This window comes from Micromonospora sp. NPDC050276 (assembly GCF_044459545.1).
GTDB lineage: Bacteria > Actinomycetota > Actinomycetes > Mycobacteriales > Micromonosporaceae > Micromonospora.
In genome coordinates this window covers 427,684-451,652 of the sequence record NZ_JBITJA010000005.1, presented here as the reverse complement: position 1 = coordinate 451,652, position 23,969 = coordinate 427,684, and the positions used below count along the sequence as shown (strand labels likewise).

The following is a 23,969-nucleotide window of genomic DNA, read 5'->3' as shown; positions in this document are numbered from 1 at the left end:
GTTCTTAGCGGAACATGGTTCCATTTGCTCGGAGCGCCAGAGTCGATGGGCCAGCCACATCACCCTTCCGTGGAGGAACAGTCATGCAGTACCGCACCCTGGGGCGCACCGGCGTCCAGGTCAGCACCCTCGTGCTCGGCGCGATGAACTTCGGCAAACTGGGGCACACCACCCAGGACGAGGCGACGGCGATCGTCGACGCCGCGCTGGAAGCCGGAATCAACCTCATCGACACCGCCGACATGTACAGCCAGGGCGAGTCGGAGCAGTTGGTCGGCAAGGCCATCGCCGGCCGCCGCGACGACATCGTGCTGGCCACCAAGGCCGGCATGCCGATGGGCGACGAGCGCAATCAGCGGGGCAGCTCGCGCCGCTGGCTGGTCACCGAGTTGGACAACAGCCTGCGCCGCCTCGGCGTCGACCACGTCGACCTCTACCAGATCCACCGGTGGGACCCCACCACCAGCGACGAGGAGACCCTGTCGGCGCTGACCGACCTGCAACGGGCGGGAAAGATCCGCTACTTCGGCTCCTCGACCTTCCCCGCGTACCGCCTGGTGCAGGCCGAGTGGGCCGCGCGGGAGCACCACCTGAGCCGTTACGTCACGGAGCAGCCCAGCTACTCGATCCTGCAACGAGGGATCGAGGCCCACGTCCTGCCCGTGACCGAGCAGTACGGGCTCGGCGTGCTCGCGTGGAGCCCGCTCGCGTCGGGCTGGCTGTCCGGCGCGATCCGGGCCGGCCGGGAGATCACCACCAGCCGTTCGGCGCTACTGCCGGCCCGCTTCGACCTCAGCATCCCGGCCAACCAGGCCCGGCTCGCCGCCGTCGAGCAGTTGGCCACCGTCGCCGACGAGGCGGGGCTCACCCTGATCCAGTTGGCACTCGGGTTCGTCACCGCGCACCCGGCCGTGACCAGCGCGATCATCGGCCCCCGCACCATGGATCACCTGCGCGCCCAGCTTGCCGCCGCGGACACCGTGCTCTCCGCCGACGTGCTCGACGCGATCGACGCGATCGTCGCACCGGGCGTTGACCTTGCCGCGCACGAGAAGTTCGACACCCCGCCCGCCCTCCTCGACCCGGCGCGGCGGCGTCGCTGACCCTCCGGGTGCGGTGGTTCGCACCGTTGGTTACCTAGGATGAGGCTCATGAGCGCTGAGGCTGTTGGCATGCACATGCCCGCCGTCGTGACGCTCGACGACGTGGCGGCGATGAACGCTGCCGATCCGAACGGTCACCGCTACGAGACCAGCCCCGAGCGGGTCCTGTCGGTCATGCCGCCGCCCGATTCGGACCATGCCATGATCGCCAGTCGCCTCTTCGCCTGGTTGATCATGGCCGGCTGGCCGGCTGAGCAGGTGCTTCAGGCCGCCGGCGTGCGATGGACTCGGTGACCAAGGTCCGCGAGTACGCGTCGGCGGGGATCCCGCAGTACTGGGTGGTCGATCGGGACGGCGCGCAGACCGTCACCCTGCACCGGCTCAATGGGGACGGCGTCTACGAGGCGCGGGCCCGGATGCCGCTGGCCTGGCTGCTCCAGACCGTCCCCGCCGACCATCTCGACTGAACGCCAGCACCAGAGGATCGGTCCTGCCCGAGTAGCCGTCGCACCGACCCTCGCCGGGCCTTGTCGCAAACCGGACAAGACGGTAAAGCCCCTGGTAGAGCACCCTTGGGGCAGGTGGAGGTAGACGGGTGGCGGGCCACATCCCGATCCTCCGGCCCGGCGGGGACAACATCGTCCCCACCGGTGCCGCCCTCGCCCAGCCCGGCCTCGAAGCCGTGGCGGTCACGGCACAGCTGCCGTGCCGATCGCGGGTAGGACAGGCCGTGGCTGCCATCGACACCCCTGCGGGCGCCCGCAGCGGTGCCTCCGCCCACCGGGACAAGGACGTCAGCACCGTCGGCGGTCAGGCGACGCCGCCCACCGGCCGTGCCATCCGTCCCCGTGCCCCGCCGGCCTTTCGCACTGTGGACCCCGCCGGGTCCGGCGTCGCTCGACCGCACGCCGCGCCCTGGCGACCGAGCCAGAAAGGGCCCGACATGGCCGCTCCCACCGCGACCGCAGCCTTGAACGCATCCGTCTTCGTGCCGGGTGACCAGATGCTGCTGACCGTCACCTACTCAGACGCCGACACCAAACCGCTGACCGTCACCATCGTGGTCACCGACGCGCAGGGCAACAGCAGCGCACCGGTGAAGGTCACGGCGGTCATCGACCCGCTCACCGTGACCGTCACCGACAACTCCGGGCGTACCTGGACCCGGGTCTCCGACAACGGCTCCGTGGCCGTGTATCGGTCGGTGGCGTGATGCCCCGGGTCACCGTCCAGGTCCGCGACGCCGCCGGCAACACCGTGACGGCCGCCGCCGACTACAGCCTGGCGCAACCCGTGCTCGGCGGCTACTACCTGGCCGGCGGCGCCGATCCGACCGCCGACATGGCCGGCGGCAACTTCCGGTCGCTCACCCAGTACCGCAGCCTCGCCGACGGCTACATCTTTCCCGGCTACAACCGGCCCTGGCTGATCAACCTGGGCAAGGCCGGGGTGCAGATGAACATGGTGCTGGAGCTGAAGCACTACGGCGCGCCGACCTATGGAACGCAGAGCTTCGCGGTGGACGGCACCAGCTACACCGTGCCGGCACCGACGATGACCATCCAGCAGCGCCCCGGCACCACCTGGCCGAGGGCGTACGGGTACGGCCAAGTGATCAAGGGGCAGTGCGACGGGTTGCTGGCCCGCGCGCTGTCGCAGTACCGGACGCTCGGCTTCGGGGTGAACATCCAGCTCGCCTCGGAGCTGGACACCGATCACGAGTTCGGCACCACCGAGGACGGCAAGGCGTACGACTGGGCCGAGTCGGACGCTCGGGCCGTGCAGGCGGTCAACTACATCCTCACCTGGTTCAAGGCCCGCACGCTGCCGGCCGGGACCACCTTCTCGGTGGGGCTGGGCGGCTTCGACCGGGCCTGCTACCAGCGCACCCACCCGGAGTCGCTGATGTCCCGCCTCGACTACCTCCAGTGGAACGCGTACGCCACCAACGCCAGCCACACCGCGCTGGCCCGGTTCCGGCGCACCAAGGACTGGGCGGTGGCGGATCTCGGACCGGTGGCCCTGTCCCGACCCGTGATCATCGCCGAGTGGGGGGCCAGGTCGGCCGAGATCCCGGACCAGGCGGGCTGGATCGCCACCGTACCGGCGGCGATCGCCCAGCTCAACGCCGAGCGTGGGCCACGAATCGTGCGCACCAACTACTTCAACTCCGGCTGGGGCACCCTGACGCCGAAGGCGGCCGGGTTGGCCGCGCTCCGCGAGGCGTACGCCAAGCGGCCGTACGTCTGAGCTGGCGCTGGCGGGCCCGGTCGGCATACCGCCGACCGGGCCGACCGGGGAACCCTATGCTCGGATCATGGAACTGCGGATCTTCACCGAACCTCAGCAGGGCGCCACCTACGATCAGTTGCTCGCCGTCGCCCGCTGCGCCGAGGACGCCGGCTACGGGGCGTTCTTCCGGTCCGACCACTACCTGATGATGGGTGACGTGACCGGCGACCCCGGCCCCACCGACGCGTGGACCACGCTCGCCGGCCTGGCCCGGGACACCAGCCGCATCCGGCTCGGCACGTTGATGACCGCCGCCACCTTCCGGCTGCCCGGCCCGCTGGCGATCACCGTGGCGCAGGTCGACCAGATGAGCGGTGGCCGGGTCGAGCTGGGCATCGGCACCGGCTGGTACGCCGAGGAGCACAGCGCGTACGGCATCCCGTTCCCGCCGCTGGCCGAGCGGTTCGACCGGCTGGAGGAGCAGCTCGCCGTCATCACCGGGCTCTGGTCCACGCCTGTCGGGGAACGGTTCGACCACGAAGGTCGGTACTACCCGATCAGCGACTCACCCGCCCTGCCCAAGCCGGTGCAGCAGCCGCGCCCACCGATCCTGCTCGGCGGGACGGGCCCGAAGCGCACCCCCCGGCTGGCCGCCCGCTACGCCGACGAGTTCAACCTGCCGTTCGCCTCCGTGCCGGACACGGCGGCGCAGTTCGACCGGGTCCGCGCGGCCTGCGTCGAGATCGGCCGGGACCCGGCCGAGATGGTCTGGTCCAACGCCCTGGTGCTCTGCTGCGGGCGCGACGACGCCGAGGTGGCCCGCCGGGCGGCCGCCATCGGCCGTGAACCGGACGAGCTGCGGGCCAACGGCCTGGCCGGGACGCCCGGCGAGGTGCTGGACACCATCGGCCGATACGCGGACATCGGCAGCCAGCGGCTCTACCTGCAGGTGCTGGACCTCAGCGACCTGGAGCACCTGGAGCTGGTCGCCAGCGAGGTGATGGCGAAGCTCTGAGTCGACCGGGCCGTCACCGGTCAGGCGCGGTGCGCGCCCGTCCCGACCGCACCCGGGTCGCCCAGCACGGTGTCCAACCGCCCGTCGCGGTCACTGTCCACATAGGTGATGTCCGGAATGCCGTCGCCGTCCACGTCGATCTGGACGACATCGGCGACACCGTCACCGTCGAGGTCGGTAACCACCTCCACCGACCCGTCCAGGTGCCGGGTCACGATCGACCGTGCACCGGGGGCGCGGGGCGGCGGCCCGGGCGCCGGCACCGGCGTCGGGGCGGGCGCCGGCGCCGGGGTGGGTCGAGGACCAGGTGTGGGCGACGGGTGGCTCGGCAACCCGCCGGTCGGCGGTGCACTGGCCTGCTCGACCCCGGTGCCGGTCGGGTCCAGTTCCTCCTCGGAGGGGAAGACGTCGCCGCGTGGGGCCGGATCACGGTAGCTGCTCATGAGCGTAGGGTTCCCCGACGATGACGAGAACAACCGTGCCCGATCGACCGGTGTCCTCGGTGCCCGGTTTCGCGGAAGATGCGGGGACCAACGCCACGGTCATGAACGGGGGTCCGAGCGTGGAATTGCGCCGGAGTCGGGGCGCCCGGGTGCTCGCCCTGGTCTGCGTACTCGGTGGAGTGCTCTTGCTGGTCTACCCCAGCGACGGCGCCCTGCTACGGACGATCATCGCGGTGGGGGCGATCGCGCTCGGCGCGGTGGCGCTGGTCAGCGCGATGCGTCCGTTCCGATTCGGGATCCACTCGGCGGGGCTCAGCATCCGGCGGCCCGGCCTGCGCCGGGACATCCGGTGGGCCGAGGTCGGCGCGCTGGTCCTCGACGAGCCGCCCCGCCGCGACGGCCACCCGGAACCGCCGCGGCTGCTGTTGGTTCCCGCGCCGGGTGTGACGATTGAGTCGGCCACCGCCCGCCATCCGCTCGACGGCCGACCCGCCGTCGAATTGCTCGTCCTCGACCAGGTCCGCGAGCAGCCCGAGCAGGTGTCCGCCGCGCTCACCCGCTGTGCCGGAGACCGTTTCGTCGACCTGCTCGCGCTGCGTCGCGCCGCCTTCGACGCCCCGGATCTCCCGGTCGGCCTGCGTGGTTACCAGATGGACCGGGTCGACCGGTTGATCCGACGCGGCCAGGACGCCCTGCTGTCCGGGGACGCGCCGACCCGGCAGGCGGCCCGGGGGGAGATCGAACGCGCCACCGCGGCCGGTCTGCCGATCGCCCAGCGTGGCTACCACACGCTCCAGGCGGATACGGTTCTGGACGCCCTCGTCGCCGCCTTGGCCGACCACCAGACCACCGATCGGGAGACCGCCACATGACCGCGCAGGGACCGCAGGCCGCGTCGATGACCGACGTTCCGCGCCGCAACTGGGCCGGCAACGTGCGGTACGCCGCGAAGGCGTTCCACCGGCCCAGCTCCGTCGGCGAACTGTGCCGTCTCGTCGCCGGCAGCAGCCGGATCCGGGCGGTGGGCAGCGGGCACTCCTTCAACCGTTTCGGCGACACCGACGGTGACCTGGTCAGCCTCTCCGGGCTGCCCCCGGTCGTCGAGGTGGACCACGAGCGGGGGCAGGTCACCGTGAGCGGCGCGCTGCGCTACGGCGACGTCGCCCGACAGCTACACACCCAGGGGTACGCGCTGGCCAACCTCGCCTCGCTGCCACACATCTCGGTGGCCGGCGCGGTGGCCACCGCCACCCACGGCTCCGGCCAGACCCACGGCAACCTGGCCAGCGCGGTCGCCGGCCTGGAGCTGGTCACCGCCGACGGTGAGCTGCTCCGGGTCGACCGCGACGCGGACACGTTCGCCGGCATGGTGGTCGGGCTCGGCGCGCTCGGCCTGGTCACCCGCGTCACCCTGGACGTCGTACCGACCTTCGCGCTGCGCCAGTACGTACGCCTCGACCTCGACCGGGCAGCGCTGGACGAGGCGCTCGGTTCGGCGTACAGCGTGAGTGTGTTCACCGACTTCCGGTCGCCCCGGCTACGCGAGGTGTGGCGCAAACAGCTGGCGGATCAGCCGCCGCCTCCGGCGGACTGGCTCGGCACCACCGCCGCCGACCAGCCCCGGCACCCGGTGCTCGGGATGCCGGCGGAGAACTGCACCCCGCAGCTCGGTGAGTCGGGCCCGTGGCACGAGCGGCTACCGCACTTCAAGCTCGGATTCACCCCGAGCAGCGGTGACGAGTTGCAGTCCGAGTACCACGTCGCGCGGACGTCGGCGGCCGACGCGCTCGCCGCGCTGGACGACGTGGCGGACCTGATCGCCCCGGTGCTGCTGGTGTCCGAGCTGCGTACCGTGGCGGCGGACGAGCTGTGGCTCAGCCCGAACTACCGGCGGGACAGCTTCGTGCTGCACTTCACCTGGATCGACGACAGCGCGGCGGTGCTGCCGGTGGTGGCCGCCGTGGAGGAGCGGCTGGCGCCCTTCGCGCCCCGCCCGCACTGGGGCAAGGTCTTCGTCACCGACCCGGCCGAGCTGTCCACCCGCTACCCGCGCTACGCCGACTTCGCCGCCCTGCTGACCGACCTGGACCCAAAGGGCAAATTCCGCACCGAGGCCCTGAACCACTACTTCCCCCGCTGAGGCCCGGTGACGCCCGGTTGATCATGAAGTTATTGCCATTCTGCCCGGCGTGTCGGGGCAGTAACTTCATGATCAACGGGATGGGGTGGGGGTGCGCAGGGTGCTGCGCTGGACCGCGCGGCTGATGTCGCTGGGGGAGACGATGCCGGTCAGGCGACCGTCTTCCGTCACCACCAGGGCGCGGCCGTCGGCGCACTCGGTGAGCCGGGGGAGCAGATCGTTGAGCTGTTCACCGGGCTGGGCCAGGACCAGTTGGTCGGCGCGGCAGGCCACCTCGGCCAGCGTGGTCGACGCCCGCCGCTCGGCTGGCACGCCCCGCACCCGGTCGACGGTGACCAGGCCGGTCGGCCGGCCATCCTCGGTCAGCGGCAGCGCCGAATGCCGGTACGCGAACAGGTAGTGGTCCACGAAGTCCGCGACCGTCATCTCCGCCGAGGCGGTCTGCGGCTGCGGGGTCATCACGTCGCCCACCCGGATCCCGCGCAGCGCGGTGCCGGTGCGGGCCTGCCGCTCCTCCATCCCGGCCGCGCCGATCAGGAACCAGCCGATCAGGGCCAGCCACAGCCCACCGAAACCGACACCGGACAGGAACTGCCACAGCCCCAGGCCGATCAGCAGCACACCCAGCACCCAGCCGGCCCGGGCGGCGACCACGACCGCCCGGGTCCGGTCACCGGTGGCCTTCCAGACTGCGGCGCGCAGCAACCGGCCACCGTCCAGCGGCGCGGCCGGCAACACGTTGAAGACGGCCAGCAGCACGTTGATCCCGGCCAGCCAGGCCATCGCACCGAGGAGGAGCCCACCCTGCCCGGCCAGCGCGAGCAGCGCCGCGATGGCACCGAAGAACGCCCCGATCAGCAGACTGACCAGCGGGCCGACGCCCGCGATGCGCAACTCCGCGCCCGGGTCACGCGGCTCGCCCCGCAGCTCGGCCACGCCGCCGAACAGCCACAGCGTGATGCCGTCCACGGTCAGCCCGTTGCGTTTGGCCACCACCGCGTGCGACACCTCGTGGGCGAGCAGGCCGACAAAGAAGACCACCGCGGCGGCCAGCCCGGCGATCGCGTACGCCACGGGTGAGCGGTCGGGATACGAGCGGGGGAACTGGTTGGCGGCCAACCCCCACGCGATCAACGCGAAGATGACCAGCACGCTCCAGTTGACGCCTACTGGCACCCCCGCGACCCGGCCAAGCCGGAAACTGGCCCTCATCCCACCGTGATACCCCGGCCGGTCCTCGACATGCCGGCTAGTCAGGCGCAACCGTTGGTCAGCAAGCGTGGGCTCTAGCGATCATGTGATGAAAAATAGGTCAGGAACGTCTCTGGCAGCTATTTCTCATCACATGATCATGGCGGCCGGGACAGGGGCCGGACGGTTCTAGCGGCGGGGGGTTTCGCTGGCGATGGTCGCCTCCCGGGGCAGGGCCGCCGCGCGCAGCGCCCAGTCCAGCGCGTAGTCGGCGATCTTCTCCCAGCCGTCCTGCCCGACGGTGAAGTGCGATCGGCCCGGGAACTGCTCGTACGCGGTGAGGGCGCGGGACTTCTGGTAGAGCCCGGCGTTGGCGCGGACCACCGACGCCGGCACCACGTGGTCCACCTCGCCGGCCATCAGCAGCAGCGGCGCGCGGTCGTCGCGCCCGACGTCGACCCGGGCCGGGGAGCGCGGGTCGAGGTTGGCGAACGCTCCCTCGAAGAACACCCGGCCGGCGCCGGGGACGGCGTAGCGCTGCCAGGCCCGGTCGGAGTCCTCGCGGCTCATCGTGTTGCCGAAGGTGTAGGCGAAGTCGTCCGGGGTGAACGGGACGGCCTTGTTCCGGTTGGCGGGGCTGCGCAGGATCGGGAAGCCGGAGCGCAGCTGACTCAGCGGCACCTTGAGCACGCCCTTCACCGCCGCGGGGTGCACCGCCACCGCTGCCGCGCCGAGACCCCGGTCGACGAGGACCTGGGTGAACAGGCCGCCGAACGAGTGCCCCATGATGATCGGCGGGCGGGGCAGCGCTCGGATGATCCGGTCATAGTGCGCCACGATCGTGGCCATGCTCTGCTCGGCGATCGGGCTGGGATCGTCGCGCAACTGCTCCACGGACCGGTCCATGCCGGGCCAGGCGGGGGCGATGACGCGCATACCGCGCGCCGTGAACCGCTCGGCCCACCCTTCCCAGCTGCGCGGCGTCATCCAGAGTCCGTGGATCAGGACGACCGTGTCCACCTGACCCTGCGGCGTGGCACCCATCGCGTCCTCCCGGTGTCGCGGCATCCGGCCCGGCGGTTACCCGCTGTGCCCGTCCGGAATCCAACCCCCTGACAAATGTCACGGTCCGGAGGTGACGACCGCTCCGGGCATCGGGGTACGCGTCGCCCGAGCATTGTCGACATGACCAGTACGCGATCGGCTGTCGAGCTGGACGGCCTCACCAAGAGCTTCGGCGCGGTCACCGCGGTCGACGGGTTGAGCCTGCGGGTGCAGCCCGGCGAGGTGGTGGCGTTCCTCGGCCCGAACGGCGCGGGCAAGACCACCACCATCGACATGCTGCTCGGGCTGGCCCGCCCGGATGCGGGCACCGTGCGCGTCCTCGGCGGCACCCCGGACGACGCGGTGGCCCGGGGTCGGGTAGCCGCCGTCCTCCAGACCGGCGGGCTGCTCAAGGACCTCACCGTGGGCGAGACGGTACGGATGACTGCCCACTTCTACCGGCACACCCGCCCGGCGGCGGAGGTGCTGGAGCGGGCCGGCATCGCCGACATCGCCGACCGGGTCGTCGGGCGCTGCTCGGGCGGTCAGCAGCAGCGGCTGCGTTTCGCGCTGGCCCTGCTGCCCGACCCGGACCTGATGGTGCTCGACGAGCCGACCACCGGCATGGACGTCGAGGGTCGGCGGGACTTCTGGCAGGCCCTCCGTCGCGACGCCCGGGGCGGCCGGACCGTCATCTTCGCCACCCACTACCTGGACGAGGCGGACGCGTACGCCGATCGGATCGTGCTGGTCCGGCAGGGACGCGTCGTCGCCGACGGCACCACCGCGGAGATCAAGAACCTGGCCGCCGGTCGGACGGTGCGGGCCACCCTGCCCGGCGCCGACCAGGCCGCGCTGGCCGCGCTACCCGGCGTGGACGCCGTGGAGGTACGCGGAGACAGCGTGCTGGTGCGGACCGGCGACTCGGACGCCATCGCCCGGCATCTGCTGACCCGGACCGCCGCCCGGGACGTCGAGATCACCTCCAAAAACCTCGAGGACGCCTTCCTCGCCCTGACCGTCGCGCAGACCGGAGCCTGAGATGACCACCTCCACCCCCACCCGCGCCGCTGTCCCGGAGCCGGACCGTCGGCTACCCGCCCTGGGCGGGTTCTCCCCGAGCGTCCTGCGCATCGAGCTGCGCCGGGTGCTGCGAAACCGCCGCACGCTCGCCTTCACGCTGATCATGCCGGGTGTCTTCTTCCTCATCTTCGGTCTGCCGCAGGGTGGGCAGAGCCTGGACAACGGCCGACCGGTGACCGCGTACGTCATGATCAGCCTTGCCGTGTACGCGGCCATGGTGGCCACCACCAGCGCGGGTGGCGCGGTCGCCACCGAGCGCGCGTTGGGCTGGAGCCGCCAGCTGCGGCTCACCCCGCTGCGCCCGGCCGCGTACGTGGCCACCAAGCTGGTCACCGCGATGACCCTCGGACTGCTCGCGGTCGTCGTCGAGTTCCTGGTGGGCGCCGCGGCCGGCGTCCGGATCCCGGCGTACGTCTGGCTGCTGTCCGGACTGGCCGCCTGGATCGGTTCGCTGGTCTTCGCGGCGTTCGGTCTCTTCATCGGCTACCTGCTGCCGGCCGAGAACGTCATGCAGTTCATCGGCCCGATCCTGGCCGTGCTGGCCATGTTCGGCGGATTGTTCGTCCCGGTCGAGGTGCTGCCGGAGGTCCTGCAACAGGTCGCGAAGTTCACCCCCGTGTACGGCATGGGTGTGCTGGCCCGCGCCCCACTGACCGGAGAGGGGGTGAGCCTGGCGGCGGTGGCCAACCTTGTCGGCTGGGGGCTGGTCTTCGGCGTCGGCGCGGCCCGGCTGTTCCGCCGGGACACCGCGCGGGTCTGACCGCCCGGGCCGTTAGCGTGGATCCGATGGACCTCTCGACCGGGCAGCCCTGGCCGGTGAGCCGCCACTGGCGGTTCACCGGCTGGCTGCTGGCCGCGGTCTGGCTGTTCTTCCTCAACGTGCCGCTCGCCACCGCGCTGCACCAGCCGGAGCCGTGGCGGCGGATCCTCGGTGTGCTGGCCCTGGTCGTCTTCGGCGTCGGTTACGTGCTGCTGTTCCAGTGGGCCCGCAAGCTGCGCCAGTCGCTGCTGCCGATCCCGACCGGCCGGGCACGGGCCGGGCTGGCGCTGTTGCTCGCGGTGGGGCTGGCCAGCATCCCGGGCACCGGTGGGGATTGGCTGGCCATCCTGGTCTACGTGGCCGCGGCGGCGGTGTTCCTGCTGCCGCGGTGGGAGGCGTTGGTAACCGTGCTGCTCTGCGCGGCGACCCCCGTGTTGGCGTCCTCGCTGGTGCCGGGGTGGGAGGCGGAGAAGGGCATCGTCTTCGCGGTGCTGCTCGCCTCGTTCGCCATGTTCGGGTTCTCCCAGTTGGCCCAGCGCAACAGCGAACTCCGGGCCGCCCAGCAGGAGATCGGTCGGCTCGCGGTCGCCGAGGAGCGGTCCCGCGCCGCCCGCGACCTGCACGACATCCTCGGGCACTCGCTGACCGTGGTGGCGATCAAGGCCGAGTTGGCCGGGCGACTGATCGAGGTCGACCGGGAGCGGGCGGCCGTCGAGATCGCCGAGGTGGAGGCGCTGGCCCGGGCCGCGTTGGCCGACGTGCGACAGACGGTCGGGGCGTACCGCGAGGTCAGCCTCGCCGCGGAGCTGGCCGGCGCCCGCTCCGCGCTGGCCGCGGCGGGCATCGCGGCGGATCTGCCGGCCGAGGTGCCGGACCTGCCGGAGGAGTGGGACCGGTTGTTCGGGTGGGCGGTACGGGAGGGGGTGACCAACGTGGTCCGGCACAGCGGGGCGCGGTGCTGCGTGATCCGGGTGCACCCGGATCGGGTCGAGATCAGTGACGACGGTCGTGGCCCGTCCATTCCCGACGCGAACGGGCACGGGCTGGTCGGCCTGCGGGAGCGGGCGCAGCGGCTGGACGCGGTGGTGACCGTTGGTGGTCGGCCGGAGGGCGGTGGCTTTCTGCTGCGGGTGCACGCGCCGGGGCAGGCCCGGTGAGCGGCGGGCCCGTGCCGATCCGGCTGCTGCTCGCCGACGACCAGGCCCTGGTCCGGGGTGCGCTGGCCGCCCTGCTCTCGCTGGAGGAGGACCTGTCCGTGGTCGCCGAGGTCGGCCGGGGCGACGAGGTGGTGCCCGAGGCCCTTCGACACACGCCCGACGTCGCCCTGCTGGACGTGGAGATGCCCGGCCTGGACGGGATCGCCGCGACCGCCGCGTTGCGGGCCGCGCTGCCGACCTGCCGGGTGCTGGTGGTGACCACCTTCGGCCGACCCGGCTACCTGCGCCGGGCGATGGAGGCCGGGGCGAGCGGTTTCGTGGTCAAGGACACCCCGGCCCGGCAACTCGCCGACGCGGTCCGCCGGGTGCACGCCGGCCTGCGGGTCGTCGATCCGACGCTGGCCGCGGAGACGCTGGCTGCCGGGGTCAGCCCGCTGACCGAGCGGGAGACCGAGGTGCTGCGGACCGCGCGGGGCGGTGGCACCGTCGCCGACCTGGCCCGGGCGCTGCACCTGTCCGAGGGGACGGTACGCAACCACCTGTCGGCGGCGATCGGCAAGACCGGTGCGCGCAACCGCGCCGATGCGATCCGGGTTGCCGAGCAGAACGGCTGGCTGCTCGGCGAGTGACCGGGAGCGCCGGCGCTCAGGCGGTCGGCGGCGGGGCGGCCAGTTGGTCGACCACGACCACGCTGCTGCCGGGACGGACCTCGGCGAGCAGTTCCCGCTGACCGCTGCGGGTCAGCCGGATACAGCCGTTGGTGGTGTTTTCGCCCAGTTCGTCGTCGTTGTACCAGGTGTGCACCCCGATGTGCGCGCCGCGCAGCCCGGACGGCACCGACTCCGGGTCGTCCGGCACCGAACCGAGGGCGTAGATGTCCACCCCGCCGTAGACCTCCTCCGGCGGTGGGGTGCGGCCCAGGATGAAGGTCCGCCCGAGGGGGGTCTCCTGCCCCGACTGGCCGAGGCTGACCTCCCAGGAGCGCACCGCCTTTCCGGCCCGGTACCAGGTGAGCCGGTGCACCTTGCGTTCCACCACGATCTGGTCGCGCAGCGGCACCGTCTCGAACCCGCCGGGAGGCAGCCAGGCGAGCCGTCGGTTGGCCGAGGGCAGCAGGACGGCGATCCAGCCGGCACGCCGCTGGGCGATCGGCATGGTCAGCTCGACACCGCGGATCGTCGGTTCGAGGAAGGCGCGCGGACGGCCGCCGGGCGCGTCGTACGCGGCGATTCGCCTGGTCGGGTGTGCACCGTCGGTCAGCGGCGTGACGTCCATGGTGGCCGGATCGGCGGGGAACCCTCCGGGTGCGGGGTCGTAGTCGACCACCGGCAGCCCGTCCGGGGCGGGCGCGGCCGGAGGGATCGACTCCTCCGGGCTCTGCTCCACACTGCTCGGAGTCGGGTCGGCCACCACCACGTTGCGGTCGTCGGGGGCCGTCGAGCTGGGGGTGAGGGCCTGGCCGACCAGCAGCGCGGTCACCAGCAGCACGGGTACGCCGACGGCGGCGGCCACCCAGAGGCCGCGACGACGGTACGGAGTCTTTCGGTCAAACGGCACGAAACCACTCTATGGTGGCGAACGCTTCGGGGCCCCCGGTTCGGCGAGACCCGCCGTCCGGAGGCCCTGGTCGAATCAGATTCGCGCGCCGATGTGGATGGCCACGGCGTCGTGCGCCGGCACGTTGGCCGCGAACCAGCCGTTTCCGTCCACCGTGATCACCGGTCCGCTGCACGTGCCGCCCGCGTACGTGCCGTGGATGACGTCGCAGTATCGACCGGCGGGCAGCCCGGTGTAGTAGGAGCGGCCGTTCACCGCGGAATCCTCGTCGTTGACGGTGATGAAGCCCTTGCCGCTGCGGCTGAACGCGATGTGGTTGTTGCCGTTGTCGTACCAGTTGGCCACGCCGGCGCCCTCGGTGGCGTTGCGGAAGCCGACCATGTTGGCGATCACCGGCCAGCGGTGCTCGCACTCCCAGCCCGAGTAGCAGGTGGTGTTGAGCGTCTTGTTGGCGCCGTCGGACGGTGGGCCGGCATCCCGGTTGCTGAAGGTGTAGCTGGACATGACGGTCGGCGAGCCGTACGGCCAGGCCAGCATGAAGGCGTTGGCCAGCGCGTAGATGCCCCGGTCCCGGTAGGTGAGCACGCCGCCGGAGTCGCGCTGGGTGTCGTGGTTGTCGACGAACACCGAGGCCGGGCCGGTGGGCAGGTGCCCCCAGCCCTCGCCGAAGTTGCGCAGGTACGCCAACCGCTCGGACCGGAACACCCGGGCCAGGTCCTTGCCGTAGCGGAACTCGTGCACGTCGCCGTTGCCGGTGTACTCGGTCGGCTGGACCGGTTCGCCGGCACCGTAGATGACCTCCTGCACCACGTACGCGGAGCGGGACAGTTTGCTTTTGATCGCGGCGATGTCGGCGGCCGGCATGTGCTTGCTGGCGTCCATCCGGAAGCCGTCGACGCCGAGCGAGAGCAGGTCGTTGAGGTACGCGGCGATCTTCGTGCGGACGTAGTCCGACTCGGTCTTCAGGTCAGAGAGGTTGACCAGCTCGCAGTTCTGCACCTCGTACCGGTCGTTGTAGTTGGCGATGTCGTCGCCGCCGTTGCGTCCGCAGTGGTGGAAGTCCTGGGTCTGGTAGATGCCCGGGTAGTCGTAGTGCGAGTAGGACGAGCCGGCCCAGCCGGTGCCGCCGTTGTCCTGACCGGACATGTGGTTGATCACCGCGTCGACGATCACCTTGACCCCGGCGGTGTGACAGGTGTTCACCATCGACTGGAACTGGGCCCGGGTGCCCTTGCGGGACTCGATCCGATAGCTGACCGGCTGGTACGCCAGCCACCACTGGTTGCCTCGCACGTGCTCCTGCGGGGGCGAGACCTGGACGTAGCCGTAACCCTTCGGGCCGAGGGTGCTCTGGCACTCACTGGCCACCGAGGGCCAGTTCCACTCGAAGAGTTGGACGATGACCTTCTTGCCGCCGGCCGGGGCGGCGCCGGCCGGGGTGGCCGGCACGGTGGCGGGGGCGAGCAGGCTGGCGACCAGGCCGAGGGCGAGGATCGCCGAGCCGCGTCGGCGTCGGTGCATGGGGACTCCTGACGGGAGCGGGGGTGACGGTGGTGGTGCGGTGGGGGAGCGCACGGGTTGTCCATATCTTGCAACCCGGGCTGAAATTTTCTGAAATGTTACAAGCGTGTTGCAGCGACTGTCAATGTATGGACATTCGTCACTGTCCGGACCGGTGTGGGAGGGGTTACAACGCACGCTCGTGCTCCTCGGTTCGATTTCGGCCCAGAAAATTCCGGCGGCGGGTGATCCGCGCGCCCTGCCGGTCCGTACTGGATGGGGGAGCAGGGGTCGGCCGGTGGTACGCCGCCGCGAGACGATCGAGGAGCAGATGGCCCGGGCACAGCAGGACAAGAAGGCGGCGACCGTCCGGACCAGCGCCAGCAGTCGGGGGGTGCGCACCCGGTCGCGGTCGGCGACCGCCCTGCTGATCGCGTCGGTGCTCGCCGCGCTCTGGGCGGCGATCATGCTGACCGGCGCCGGTCAGACGGCGTACGCGTACGGCTTCTTCTTCACCGAGTTCTTCGCCGGGGTGGTCTCCCTGGTGGCGTTGAGCCTCACCGTGATGCTCGGCCTGCTCGCCACCGACCGGCTGGTGCTGCGCATCTCGCACCGGGTGCTGATGCAGTCGGCGCACCGGGCCACCGGCGTGCTGGGCGTGGCCGGGCTCGGCTTCCACGTCCTCACCAAGATCGCGACCGGGCGGGCGGCGGCGACCGACGCGGTGGTGCCGTTCGTCGGCGGCCGGGGCCTCTACGTCGGGCTCGGCACGGTGGCCGCGTTGCTGATGGTCAGCGTGATCTGGACCGGCATCATCCGGGCCCGGTTCGCCGGCGTCGGTCCGAAGTGGCTGTGGCGCACGCTGCACTCCACCGCGTACCTGGCCTGGCCGTTCGCCGTGCTGCACGGCCTCAACGCCGGCCGGGCCGCGGCGCCCTGGGTGGTGTTCAGCTACCTCGGCTGCATCCTGGTGGTGGTGCTGGCCCTGCTGGTCCGGTTCTCGGTCACCATCGGCCGGCGCAGCCGCGAACAGCACCAGGCCGCGGTGCGCAACGCGGTGATGGCTGCCCGGGCCGACGAGGCGAAGACCGCCAGATCGCTGCTGGCCGGGTTGGGTCGGCGCAGCAAGGCCGCCGACAAGCGTCCCGCCTGGGCGGAGACCACCACCGCCACCTGGGCCGCGCCGGCCGCACGGCGGGACCCCGAACGGTTCACCGTCCCGGTGGTGCCCGAGCCCGGCTCCCTCGTCGACCCGACCCGGCCGAGCCGGCGTCGGCGGGAGGATGAGCCGGCGGCCCGCCGCGACACCGAGCGCTCCTCGCGCAGCCGACGGGCGGAAGAGCCCACGACCAGCCGGTCGGCCCGCCGCAGCCTGGACGAGACCGACACCCGTCGCCGCGACGAGGAGGAGTTGGAGCCGGTGACCCGGCGGCGCGGCTCCCGCACCCGGGACGAGGCCGTTCCGACCGGACGGCGACGCGCCGAAGAGCCGGCCGCCGAGCGGTCCCGTCGCCGGTCCCGCAGCGAGGACGACGGCAGCCGCTACTCGGTGCCCCCGCAGCCGACCCTCGACGAGCCCGAGGAGCCCTGGGACAGCCCGCGCCGGTGGCAGGCCGACGAGCCGATCTCCGCCGGCCCGATCTCGGCCGGCCCGATCTCCAGCAGCCCGATCTCCAGCAGCCCGATCTCGTCGGCGCCGCGCAGCGGCAGCGGCCGGCACAGCGCCGAGGACGACCTGCCCGAGGAGCCGGACTACTGGCGCCCGCCGGCCCGGTACGTCCCGGACGAGGTGCCGCCGCCCGTCGACGACACCCCGACCCTGGTCGACCTGGCATCCCGGCGCGCGCGACGGGCCGCCGGCGAGGGCCGGTCCGCCAAGCGCCGCAAGGCCAGCGCGGACGCCGTGGACGGGGCGTACTGGGCAGGGCTGCGGGGTGAGGCGAAGTGATGCGCACCGCCGTGCCACCGGTCGCCTGCGTGGGCGAGCCCCGGCTCACCGCCGGCTTCGCCGAGTACGGCCGGCTCGACCTGCTCGCACACGAGGAGGTGCACGGACCGATCGGCCCGATGGAGCCGGCGCAGTTGCTCCGCCTCGCCGAGGGCATGCAGCTCAAGGGCAAGGGCGGGGCGGGCTTCCCGTTCGCCCGAAAACTGCGCGCGGTGCTGGAGTCCTGCGAGCGGCAGGACCTCGCCGCCGTGGTGGTGGTCAACGCCACCGAGGGGGAGCCGGCCAGTTGGAAGGACAAGGTGCTGCTGACCCGCGCCCCGCACCTGATCCTCGACGGCGCGGCGCTGGCCGCGTACGCGCTGGACGCCGACGAGATCGTGATCGGTGTGGCGGACGACGGGGTCGGCCGGGACTCGCTGATGGAGGCGCTCGAGGAGCGCCGGATGCCGGTGCAGACGACCATCGTCACCGTGCCGCACCGATTCATCTCCGGTGAGGGTGGCGCACTGGTCAACGGGATCAACGGCCTGCCGCACATCCCACCGGGTACCAAGAAGCGCTCCAGCGACTCCGGGGTCAGCGGCCTGCCCACCCTACTGTCCAACGCCGAGACGTACGCCCAGCTCGCCGTCGGCGCGCGACTCGGCCCGTACGAGTACGCGGCGCTCGGCACCGACGACGAGCCGGGCACCGTGCTGCTCACCGTGACCGGCGCGGCGGGCCGGCCAGCCGTGGTGGAGTGCACCGCCGGCATGCCGCTGCGCGACGTCCTCGACCTGTGCGAGGTCCCGGACGTCCAGGGCATCCTGATGGGTGGCTACCACGGCAAGTGGATCACCCCGGAGGCCGCGGAGAAGGCCGAGGTGTCCCGCAAGGGCCTGGCCGCGGTGGGCGGCACCCTCGGCGCGGGCATCATCGTCCCGATCGGTGTCGACACCTGCCCGCTCGGTGAGGCCGCGCAGGTGGTGCGCTACCTGGCCGGTGAGTCCGCCGGCCAGTGCGGACCGTGCAAGATGGGCCTGCCGGACCTGGCCCGCGCGGTGGACCTCGCGGTCGCGGGCAGCCAACCGGCGGACGTGGTGCGCGCCGCCGCCGGCGAGGTGAAGGGCCGGGGGGCGTGCAGCCACCCCGACGGCACCGCCCGATTCGCGCTCTCCGCGATCGAGGTCTTCGCCGACGACCTGCGGCTGCACAGCACCGGCGACGGTTGCGGCCGACGGGTCAAGGGTGTGATGGGGCTGCCCGGGGCACCCGATGCGAACCCGCAGAAGCTCACCCTGGACTGGTCGCGCTGCGACGGGCACGGCCTGTGCGCGCACGTCGTACCGGACTTCATCCGGCTCGACGCGAACGGATATCCCGCCTTCCCGGCCACCCCCGTGCCGACTTGGCTGCGGGAGGGCGCGCTGAAGGCGGTCAAGGTGTGCCCGGAGCTGGCTCTCCGACTCGCCAAGGCCGAATAAGGGTCCCTTCCGGACCAGAAACGGAGAAGCGGATGCGGATCGGCATGGCGTGGACAGGGGCCCGGCAGCTGCGCCGCGCCGCCACCGCCGGGGCGCTCGTCGTGGTCCTGTTGGGCGCTGCCGCCTGTACCGGCACCGCGCCGGGTGGGCCTGCCGCCGCCGGATCGGCCCCGGCCTCGACCGGCGCCGCGCCCGCGCCGACCGACCCGGCGACCGGCGCCCCGCCCGCCGCCCCGGCGCAGGTCCCGGACGTGCTGCGCTTCACCGGGACGACCCTCGGCGGGGCCCCGTTCGACGCGGCGCAGCTCGCCGGCAAACCGGTGGTGCTGTGGTTCTGGGCGCCGTGGTGCGCCACCTGCGCCAGTCAGGCGTGGACGGTGGCCGAGGTCGCGCCCCGATACCGGGACACCGTGCCGATCGTCGGCGTCGCCGGGCTGGGCGAGCGGAAGGCCATGAAGGAGTTCGTCACCGAGTTCGACCTCGGCGACACGCCGCAGATCGAAGACAGCAAGGGCGCGCTCTGGAAGCGGTTCAAGGTGACCGAGCAGAGCATTTTCGTGATCATCGACCGGAACGGCACGGTCGTCCACCAGGGCTTCCTGGACGGTGAGGCGCTCACCGCCCGGGTCGCCGCACTGGCCGGGGCGTGACCGCCGCACTGCTGCTCGCGCTGACCGCCGGCATGCTCGGCGCGGTCAACCCGTGCGGCTTCGCGTTGCTGCCCGCGTACCTCTCGCTGTTGGTCGCCGGAGGGTCGGACACCCGCGGTGCGGTCGGCCGCGCGCTCACCGCGGCGGCCGGGCTGACCCTGGGGTACGTGCTGGTGTTCGGCGCGTTCGGCCTGGCGCTCGCGCCGCTGGCCGGCTGGCTGCGACCCCGCCTGCCGTGGCTGACCGTGGTGCTCGGCGTGCTGCTGGTGGTGGCCGGCTGCTGGCTGGCCGCCGGCCGCCGGCTGCCCGCTCCCGGCTGGTCCGCCCGGGCGCCCCGGCTGACCCGGTCCTGGCCGTCGATGGCGCTGTTCGGCGCGACGTACGCGCTGGCGTCGCTGGGCTGCGCCATCGCACCGTTCCTGGCCATCGTGGTGACCAGCCTCCAGGCCGGCTCGACCGGCCAGGGGTTGGCGCTGTTCGGCGCGTACGCCCTCGGGATGGGTCTGGTGGTCGCGGTCGCCGCGCTCGGCGTGGCGCTGCTGCGCGACGGGCTGGTGGCCCGGCTGCGCGTCGCGGGCGCGCTGGTGCCCCGCCTCAGTGGCCTGGTGCTGCTGCTCGCCGGGGGTTACGTCGCCTGGTACGGCTGGTACGAGCTACGGCTCGCCGCCGGCCGCCGCGACGCCCTCGGAGACCCGGTCATCCGAGCGGCGTCCCAGCTGCAACACACCCTGGCCAACGCCCTCGACTCCATCGGCCCGGCCCTGCTCCTGGCCGCGTTAGCGGCCCTGCTCCTGCTGGCAGCCCTAACCCGCCCCAGCCCTCACCCCCGCGATCTTGCACTTCCTGTCGCGACAAAAGCCGCAGAGCGCTGCAATTCAACGACAGAAACTGCAAGATCGGCGGGGAGTGCGGGGGCGGGGAGTGCGGGGGCGGGGAGTGCGGGGGCGGGGAGTGCGAGGGAGGGCGGGGACGGGGAGGGCGGGTCAGCGGGGGGTTAGGCGGTCGGTGCCTAGGCGGTCTTGGAGGACCTTGGGGATCAGGACGCTGCCGTCGGCCTGCTGGTACTGCTCCAGGATGGCCGGGAAGAGTCGGCTGGTGGCCAGCGCCGACCCGTTGAGGGTGTGCACGAAGCGGGTCTGCTTGCCGCCCGGCTCGCGGTAGCGGATGGCCGCCCGGCGGGCCTGGTAGTCGCCGGCCCAGGAGACCGACGACACCTCCTTGTACTTGCCGGTGCTCGGCATCCACACCTCGATGTCGAGGGTCTTCTTCATCGAGGCGCTGGCGTCACCGGCCGAGAGCAGGGTGCGCTGGTAGTGCAGGCCCAGCCCCTCAACCAGGCTCTCGGCGTGGGCGAGCATCTCCTCCAGTGCCGCGTCGGCCTGCTCCGGCAGGGTGAACTGGAAAATCTCCACCTTGTTGAACTGGTGCCCCCGCACCGTGCCGCGCTCGTCCGAGTGCGAGCCGGCCGACTCCCGCCGGTAGCACGGGGTGTACGCGAACGCCTTCAGCGGCAGCTTCGGGGTCTCCAGGATCTCGTCCTGGTACGCACCGAGGATCGCCGTCTCCGACGTGGGCAGCAGGAACTGCCCGCGCGGGGCGGAGTCCCTGTCCAGGTGGTAGACGTCGTCGTAGAACTTGGGGAACTGACCGGCGGCGAAGCCGGCCGAGTCCAGCAGCAGGTGCGGCGGGAGCAGGAACTCGTAGCCGGCCTTGATGTGCTGGTCGACGAAGTAGTTGAGCAGTGCCCACTCCAGCCGGGCGCCGATCCCGGTGTAGATCCAGAAACCGGACCCGCCGAGCTTGACCCCACGCTCGTAGTCGACCAGGCCCAGCGCGCGGCTCAGCTCCACGTGGTCGCGGACCTTCTCGATCGCCGGCGGCTCGCCGAAGGTCTTCACCACCCGGTTGGCTTCCTTGCCGCCGGCCACGACGTCGTCGCTGGGCAGGTTGGGCAGCTCACTCATCGCGTCGCGCAGCCGTGCCTGCACCCCGTCCAGCTGGGACTCCAGCTCGGCGAGCTGCTTACGCTCGGCCTCCGGCGCGACGGCCTGCGGCTCCTCGCCGGCGCGCTTCGCCTGCGCGTACGCCCGGGCCTCGGCCTTGCGGCGCTGCCGCTCGGCGTCGATCTCCGTGATCAGGGCGCGGCGTTCCTGGTCGAGCCGCTGGATCTCGTCCAGGGCTCGGGTGACCTCGGCGGGATCCAGACGCTTCGCCAGCGCGGCCGCCACCGCCTCGCGATCCTTCCGGATCAACTCCATGTCGAGCATGCTGCTCCGTACGCCTCCGTCCGGGGTCACAGGTGGACCACCAGATGCTACCGTCGCGGGCTTTTCCTCCCGGGACGGGGAGTGCTGGCCGCCGGCTCAGAGCCGGATCGGCATGAGCACCGAGTAGGTGTCCGCGTCGTCCGGTCGGCGTACGGCCAGCGGGGCGATCGGCCCGTCCAGCTCCAGCACCAGCTGCGGCGCGCCGGCCGCGTTCAGCGCGTCCAGCAGGTAGCCACCGTCCACCCCCACCCGCAGCGCGTCGGTGCCCAGGTCGGCGGCCGGGAGCAGCCGCAGCCCGCCCTGGTCGTCGACGCCGAGCACGGTGACCTCCCGGGTCGTGCCGTCGTGGTCGCAGGCGACCGTGGGGGCCGCCGGGTCGGCCAGCGCGGCGCGCAGCGTGGCCACGTCCACCGGGATCCGCCGCGCGGTCGGCCGCTCCCCGACGGACTTGCGCAGCAGCCGGTGGTAGTCCGGGAAGTCGTACGGCAGGGCGGTGCCGGTCACCGTGCGCTCGGCCACCCGCACCCGCAGGTCCGCGCCGACCACCGTCAGCCGCACCGGCCAGGTGTCGGCGGTGTCGAGCAGCGGTCGGAGTTGATCGACGAGGGCCACCGGCACGAACACCCGCACCGGCGATCCGTCGACGTCGGCGCCGGCCCGGGCCAACGCGAGCCGGTAGCGGTCGGTGGCGACGAGCCGGACGCCGTCCGGCTCCACGTCGAACAGCACCCCGGCGAGCATCGGCAGCTGCGGGTCGACGCCGACGGCGAAACGCACCGCGTCGAGCGCGGCGGCCAGGGCAGCGGGGGAGACCAGCAGCGTGGTGGCGGTCGGCGGGGCCGGGTCCACCAGGGCGCGGAGCCGGGCGACCTCGCGGCGGGCGTCGCTGAGCCCGTCGGCGAGCCGGCGCAGGTGCGCGTCGAGCAGCTGGTGCACGGCGGCCGGCTCGGCGCGTACCGCGGCGGCGATCTCCGGCACCGGCATGCCGATCCGGCGCAGCCCGGCCACCAACCGGGCCGGCGCGATCTGCTCCTCGGTGTACCAGCGGTAGCCGGTCTGCGGGTCGACCAGGGTCGGCTCCAGCACCCCCGCCGAGTCGTAGAAGCGCAGGGCGCTGACGGTCAGGCCGCTGGCCCGGGCCAACTCGCCGATGCTGTGCAGGTCGCTCACGCTGGGCATCCTGCCCCCTCGACCCGGTCGAGGGTCAAGCCGAGCGTTCCAGCACCCGGAAGGTGAGCCCGGCCCGGACGAGCCGGTCGAGCAGCGCGTCACCCATGGCGGCGACCGGGGTGAGCTGGCCGGAGGTCGGTGGCAGCTCGTCGAGTGCCAGGCACAGCGCCGACTCGGCGAGCATCTTCGCCGTCTCGTCGTAGCCGGGGTCGCCGCCCGCGACCTCGGTGACCACCCGTTGCCCGCCGCCCGTGCCGACGAACCGGACCCGGAACCAGGACGACGCCCGCTGCTGCGCGGTGGGCCCCTGCCCGGACGCGAGCCGGCCGAGCAGCCAGCGCCGGCTGGGCGGCAGCTTCACCAGCCCGATCAGCGCGCCGAGCCCGGCCGCGCCGGCCAGCACGGTGGGCAGCCGCTTCACCGCGGCGAAGTGCCGGTAGCGGAAGTCCGGACCGTACTCGGGGCGGGCCGCCGCCGAGCGGCGGACCACCTGCGGGTCGATGGTCGGCAGCGGCACGGTCCAGATGCCCAGTTCCGCCGAGCGGGCCAGCCGGCCGGGCACCGCCCGGACCCGACGGTCGGTGGGGCGCGGCTCGACCGCCCGCCGGTCCCGGGCGGCCTTGCTGGCCTGCCCGGTACGGGAGAACGCGGTGAGCGCGGAGTGGTAGGTGCCGGCGGAGAACCGACCGCCGGCGCGTACGTAGCCGTCCACGGTGACCGGCACATCGGCGGGCAGTTGCTTGACGGTGAACCAGGCGCCCAGATCGGGTGGGACGGAGTCGAACCCGCAGGCGTGCACCAACCGCGCGCCGGTGCGGGTCGCCTCGGCGTGGTGGCGCACGTACATGAGGTCGACGAACTCCGGCTCCCCGGTGATGTCCAGGTAGTCGGTGCCGGCCCGCGCGCAGGCCGCGACCAGCGGCTCACCGTGATGGATGTACGGGCCGACGGTGCTGGCCACCACCCGGGCGCTGTCCGCGACCGCGCGCAGCGAGTCGGCGTCGGTCACGTCGGCGGTGAGCAGCGGCAGGTCGGCCAGCCCGGGGGCGATCGCGGCGAGTCGGTCCCGTACGGCGGCGAGGCGCTGCGGGTTGCGCCCGGCGAGCGCCCAACGCAGCCCGGCCGGCGCGTGTCGGGCCAGGTACTCGGCGGTCAGGCCGCCGGTGAACCCGGTCGCTCCGAACAGCACCACGTCGTACGTCCGCTCCCCGGTCATCCCCAGAGTCTGCCATTCGTGGTCACCGAT

The 23,969-nt window shown here is 72.5% G+C and carries 24 protein-coding genes; 16 read left to right on the top strand and 8 right to left on the bottom strand.

Annotated elements, in window-relative coordinates:
* The first annotated feature begins 83 nt into the window (after positions 1 to 83).
* The 6 genes from ACIBF8_RS13520 to ACIBF8_RS13495 all read left to right on the top strand — a co-directional run bounded on the left by ACIBF8_RS13520 (position 84) and on the right by ACIBF8_RS13495 (position 4,350).
* A complete protein-coding gene (locus ACIBF8_RS13520; protein ID WP_396782994.1) occupies positions 84 to 1,103 on the top strand; it encodes an aldo/keto reductase in 1,020 nt (339 codons plus the stop codon).
* Positions 1,104 to 1,151: 48 nt separating this feature from the next.
* Positions 1,152 to 1,397 carry a hypothetical protein gene (locus tag ACIBF8_RS13515; protein WP_396782993.1) on the top strand — a complete coding sequence of 82 codons (246 nt, stop codon included), beginning with the start codon at positions 1,152 to 1,154 and terminating at the stop codon, positions 1,395 to 1,397.
* Positions 1,394 to 1,570, top strand: a complete 177-nt coding sequence (locus ACIBF8_RS13510; protein ID WP_396782991.1) for a Uma2 family endonuclease — start codon at positions 1,394 to 1,396, stop codon at positions 1,568 to 1,570. Before ACIBF8_RS13515 ends, ACIBF8_RS13510 begins: the two co-directional genes overlap by 4 nt.
* 476 nt (positions 1,571 to 2,046) lie before the next feature.
* The gene (locus tag ACIBF8_RS13505) at positions 2,047 to 2,316 is read left to right on the top strand and encodes a hypothetical protein (protein ID WP_396783129.1); all 270 of its coding nucleotides are present in this window, start codon (positions 2,047 to 2,049) and stop codon (positions 2,314 to 2,316) included.
* Positions 2,316 to 3,353, top strand: coding sequence for a hypothetical protein (locus ACIBF8_RS13500; RefSeq protein WP_396782989.1), 1,038 nt, complete (start codon positions 2,316 to 2,318; stop codon positions 3,351 to 3,353). The genes ACIBF8_RS13505 and ACIBF8_RS13500 overlap by 1 nt, the downstream gene beginning before the upstream one ends.
* A 67-nt stretch (positions 3,354 to 3,420) precedes the next feature.
* A complete protein-coding gene (locus ACIBF8_RS13495) occupies positions 3,421 to 4,350 on the top strand; it encodes an LLM class F420-dependent oxidoreductase (RefSeq protein ID WP_396782988.1) in 930 nt (309 codons plus the stop codon).
* A 20-nt stretch (positions 4,351 to 4,370) separates the two neighbouring features.
* Here the strand turns inward: ACIBF8_RS13495 and ACIBF8_RS13490 are convergent, their stop codons facing one another.
* On the bottom strand, positions 4,371 to 4,793 hold the full coding sequence (locus ACIBF8_RS13490) for a hypothetical protein (protein WP_396782986.1): 423 nt from the start codon (positions 4,791 to 4,793) through the stop codon (positions 4,371 to 4,373).
* Positions 4,794 to 4,813: 20 nt separating this feature from the next.
* On the opposite strand from ACIBF8_RS13490, the gene ACIBF8_RS13485 reads away from it, so the two are divergent.
* On the top strand, positions 4,814 to 5,665 hold the full coding sequence (locus tag ACIBF8_RS13485) for a hypothetical protein (RefSeq protein ID WP_396782985.1): 852 nt from the start codon (positions 4,814 to 4,816) through the stop codon (positions 5,663 to 5,665).
* Positions 5,662 to 6,933, top strand: a complete 1,272-nt coding sequence (locus ACIBF8_RS13480; protein ID WP_396782983.1) for an FAD-binding protein — start codon at positions 5,662 to 5,664, stop codon at positions 6,931 to 6,933. The genes ACIBF8_RS13485 and ACIBF8_RS13480 overlap by 4 nt, the downstream gene beginning before the upstream one ends.
* A 72-nt stretch (positions 6,934 to 7,005) precedes the next feature.
* Here ACIBF8_RS13480 and ACIBF8_RS13475 read toward each other — a convergent pair whose 3' ends face one another.
* Together ACIBF8_RS13475 and ACIBF8_RS13470 are read right to left on the bottom strand one after the other, a co-directional pair.
* Positions 7,006 to 8,145: a site-2 protease family protein gene (locus ACIBF8_RS13475; RefSeq protein ID WP_396782982.1), complete on the bottom strand. Its 1,140-nt coding sequence runs from the start codon at positions 8,143 to 8,145 to the stop codon at positions 7,006 to 7,008.
* A 168-nt stretch (positions 8,146 to 8,313) separates the two neighbouring features.
* Positions 8,314 to 9,168: an alpha/beta hydrolase gene (locus ACIBF8_RS13470; RefSeq protein WP_396782981.1), complete on the bottom strand. Its 855-nt coding sequence runs from the start codon at positions 9,166 to 9,168 to the stop codon at positions 8,314 to 8,316.
* Positions 9,169 to 9,309: 141 nt separating this feature from the next.
* Between ACIBF8_RS13470 and ACIBF8_RS13465 the strand changes: the two genes are divergently transcribed.
* From ACIBF8_RS13465 to ACIBF8_RS13450, 4 genes are read left to right on the top strand one after another with little or no spacing between them, the layout of a single operon-like run.
* Positions 9,310 to 10,209, top strand: coding sequence for an ABC transporter ATP-binding protein (locus ACIBF8_RS13465; RefSeq protein WP_396782980.1), 900 nt, complete (start codon positions 9,310 to 9,312; stop codon positions 10,207 to 10,209).
* Between the two features lies 1 nt (position 10,210).
* On the top strand, positions 10,211 to 11,011 hold the full coding sequence (locus ACIBF8_RS13460; RefSeq protein WP_396782979.1) for an ABC transporter permease: 801 nt from the start codon (positions 10,211 to 10,213) through the stop codon (positions 11,009 to 11,011).
* Positions 11,012 to 11,037: 26 nt separating this feature from the next.
* A complete protein-coding gene (locus tag ACIBF8_RS13455; RefSeq protein WP_396782977.1) occupies positions 11,038 to 12,168 on the top strand; it encodes a sensor histidine kinase in 1,131 nt (376 codons plus the stop codon).
* Positions 12,165 to 12,797: a response regulator gene (locus ACIBF8_RS13450; RefSeq protein WP_396782976.1), complete on the top strand. Its 633-nt coding sequence runs from the start codon at positions 12,165 to 12,167 to the stop codon at positions 12,795 to 12,797. The genes ACIBF8_RS13455 and ACIBF8_RS13450 overlap by 4 nt, the downstream gene beginning before the upstream one ends.
* 16 nt (positions 12,798 to 12,813) lie before the next feature.
* Here ACIBF8_RS13450 and ACIBF8_RS13445 read toward each other — a convergent pair whose 3' ends face one another.
* Both ACIBF8_RS13445 and ACIBF8_RS13440 read right to left on the bottom strand, forming a co-directional pair.
* Positions 12,814 to 13,725, bottom strand: coding sequence for a L,D-transpeptidase (locus ACIBF8_RS13445; protein ID WP_396782974.1), 912 nt, complete (start codon positions 13,723 to 13,725; stop codon positions 12,814 to 12,816).
* Positions 13,726 to 13,800: 75 nt separating this feature from the next.
* Complete coding sequence (locus ACIBF8_RS13440; RefSeq protein WP_396782973.1) at positions 13,801 to 15,246, bottom strand: alpha-amylase family glycosyl hydrolase; 1,446 nt, start codon at positions 15,244 to 15,246, stop codon at positions 13,801 to 13,803.
* Between the two features lie 277 nt (positions 15,247 to 15,523).
* On the opposite strand from ACIBF8_RS13440, the gene ACIBF8_RS13435 reads away from it, so the two are divergent.
* Genes ACIBF8_RS13435 through ACIBF8_RS13420 form a run of 4 tightly spaced genes read left to right on the top strand, consistent with a single transcriptional unit; the run spans position 15,524 to position 20,284 of the window.
* Positions 15,524 to 17,173, top strand: a complete 1,650-nt coding sequence (locus tag ACIBF8_RS13435) for a hypothetical protein (protein ID WP_396782972.1) — start codon at positions 15,524 to 15,526, stop codon at positions 17,171 to 17,173.
* Positions 17,173 to 18,636, top strand: a complete 1,464-nt coding sequence (locus ACIBF8_RS13430) for an NADH-ubiquinone oxidoreductase-F iron-sulfur binding region domain-containing protein (protein WP_396782971.1) — start codon at positions 17,173 to 17,175, stop codon at positions 18,634 to 18,636. Before ACIBF8_RS13435 ends, ACIBF8_RS13430 begins: the two co-directional genes overlap by 1 nt.
* Before the next feature lie 32 nt (positions 18,637 to 18,668).
* Complete coding sequence (locus ACIBF8_RS13425) at positions 18,669 to 19,286, top strand: TlpA family protein disulfide reductase (RefSeq protein WP_396782969.1); 618 nt, start codon at positions 18,669 to 18,671, stop codon at positions 19,284 to 19,286.
* Positions 19,283 to 20,284 (top strand): cytochrome c biogenesis CcdA family protein, encoded by a 1,002-nt coding sequence (locus tag ACIBF8_RS13420; RefSeq protein WP_396782967.1) that lies wholly within the window; start codon positions 19,283 to 19,285, stop codon positions 20,282 to 20,284. Before ACIBF8_RS13425 ends, ACIBF8_RS13420 begins: the two co-directional genes overlap by 4 nt.
* Here the strand turns inward: ACIBF8_RS13420 and serS are convergent.
* The 3 genes from serS to ACIBF8_RS13405 all read right to left on the bottom strand — a co-directional run bounded on the left by serS (position 20,270) and on the right by ACIBF8_RS13405 (position 23,939).
* Positions 20,270 to 21,553, bottom strand: a complete 1,284-nt coding sequence (serS, locus tag ACIBF8_RS13415; RefSeq protein WP_396782965.1) for a serine--tRNA ligase — start codon at positions 21,551 to 21,553, stop codon at positions 20,270 to 20,272. The genes ACIBF8_RS13420 and serS overlap by 15 nt on opposite strands.
* A gap of 96 nt (positions 21,554 to 21,649) precedes the next feature.
* A complete protein-coding gene (locus tag ACIBF8_RS13410; RefSeq protein ID WP_396783127.1) occupies positions 21,650 to 22,714 on the bottom strand; it encodes a MerR family transcriptional regulator in 1,065 nt (354 codons plus the stop codon).
* 43 nt (positions 22,715 to 22,757) lie between these two features.
* Complete coding sequence (locus ACIBF8_RS13405) at positions 22,758 to 23,939, bottom strand: saccharopine dehydrogenase family protein (protein WP_396782963.1); 1,182 nt, start codon at positions 23,937 to 23,939, stop codon at positions 22,758 to 22,760.
* Between the last annotated feature and the right edge of the window lie 30 nt (positions 23,940 to 23,969).

Bases quoted from the DNA above. Each gene is read 5' to 3' on its own strand.
- ACIBF8_RS13480 (WP_396782983.1), top strand. From the start codon at position 5,662: ATGACCGCGCAGGGACCGCAGGCCGCGTCGATGACCGACGTTCCGCGC.
- ACIBF8_RS13470 (WP_396782981.1), bottom strand. From the start codon at position 9,168: ATGGGTGCCACGCCGCAGGGTCAGGTGGACACGGTCGTCCTGATCCAC.
- ACIBF8_RS13515 (WP_396782993.1), top strand. From the start codon at position 1,152: ATGAGCGCTGAGGCTGTTGGCATGCACATGCCCGCCGTCGTGACGCTC.
- ACIBF8_RS13475 (WP_396782982.1), bottom strand. From the start codon at position 8,145: ATGAGGGCCAGTTTCCGGCTTGGCCGGGTCGCGGGGGTGCCAGTAGGC.
- ACIBF8_RS13505 (WP_396783129.1), top strand. From the start codon at position 2,047: ATGGCCGCTCCCACCGCGACCGCAGCCTTGAACGCATCCGTCTTCGTG.
- ACIBF8_RS13425 (WP_396782969.1), top strand. From the start codon at position 18,669: ATGCGGATCGGCATGGCGTGGACAGGGGCCCGGCAGCTGCGCCGCGCC.
- ACIBF8_RS13455 (WP_396782977.1), top strand. From the start codon at position 11,038: ATGGACCTCTCGACCGGGCAGCCCTGGCCGGTGAGCCGCCACTGGCGG.
- ACIBF8_RS13405 (WP_396782963.1), bottom strand. From the start codon at position 23,939: ATGACCGGGGAGCGGACGTACGACGTGGTGCTGTTCGGAGCGACCGGG.
- ACIBF8_RS13460 (WP_396782979.1), top strand. From the start codon at position 10,211: ATGACCACCTCCACCCCCACCCGCGCCGCTGTCCCGGAGCCGGACCGT.
- ACIBF8_RS13430 (WP_396782971.1), top strand. From the start codon at position 17,173: ATGCGCACCGCCGTGCCACCGGTCGCCTGCGTGGGCGAGCCCCGGCTC.
- ACIBF8_RS13465 (WP_396782980.1), top strand. From the start codon at position 9,310: ATGACCAGTACGCGATCGGCTGTCGAGCTGGACGGCCTCACCAAGAGC.
- ACIBF8_RS13500 (WP_396782989.1), top strand. From the start codon at position 2,316: ATGCCCCGGGTCACCGTCCAGGTCCGCGACGCCGCCGGCAACACCGTG.
- serS (WP_396782965.1), bottom strand. From the start codon at position 21,553: ATGCTCGACATGGAGTTGATCCGGAAGGATCGCGAGGCGGTGGCGGCC.
- ACIBF8_RS13440 (WP_396782973.1), bottom strand. From the start codon at position 15,246: ATGCACCGACGCCGACGCGGCTCGGCGATCCTCGCCCTCGGCCTGGTC.
- ACIBF8_RS13485 (WP_396782985.1), top strand. From the start codon at position 4,814: ATGACGAGAACAACCGTGCCCGATCGACCGGTGTCCTCGGTGCCCGGT.
- ACIBF8_RS13520 (WP_396782994.1), top strand. From the start codon at position 84: ATGCAGTACCGCACCCTGGGGCGCACCGGCGTCCAGGTCAGCACCCTC.
- ACIBF8_RS13490 (WP_396782986.1), bottom strand. From the start codon at position 4,793: ATGAGCAGCTACCGTGATCCGGCCCCACGCGGCGACGTCTTCCCCTCC.
- ACIBF8_RS13495 (WP_396782988.1), top strand. From the start codon at position 3,421: ATGGAACTGCGGATCTTCACCGAACCTCAGCAGGGCGCCACCTACGAT.